Here is a 390-nt window from a genome sequence, read left to right as displayed (position 1 = left end):
CTTGGGCATCGCTTAAATGGTTTTGATTTTTTCCTTTTTCAAAATCATTGGATGCATCGATAAATAATACGTTGTCGTCTTGTTGGCGACATTTTTTAAATACTAAAATACATGTTGGAATACTTGTCCCATAGAAAATATTGGCTGGTAAGCCAATCACGGCTTCTAGGTAGTTCTTTTCTTCTATTAAATAACGACGAATCACACCTTCTGCAGCCCCACGGAATAAGACGCCATGTGGTAGCACAACTGCCATGGTACCTTCATCGTCTAGGTAATGTACCATGTGTTGAATAAAGGCAAAGTCTGCTTTGGATTTTGGCGCAAGCTTGCCGTAACCACTAAATCGTTCGTCATTTTCAAATTTTGAATCTGCTGTCCATTTCGCAC

Annotated in this window: 1 protein-coding gene; it reads right to left on the bottom strand. The window is 39.5% G+C overall.

The genetic code is table 11. From position 1 onward, the window contains the following. Positions 1 to 390 (bottom strand): N-6 DNA methylase (locus tag D7W79_RS42995; RefSeq protein WP_147442407.1); only part of this gene is annotated, 390 nt, incomplete at both ends.

The sequence above is a fragment of the Corallococcus exercitus genome (assembly GCF_003611585.1).
Taxonomy (GTDB): Bacteria; Myxococcota; Myxococcia; order Myxococcales; family Myxococcaceae; genus Corallococcus; species Corallococcus exercitus.
Note: the sequence above shows the minus strand (reverse complement) of the source record. Positions and strands in the feature narration are given on the sequence as shown.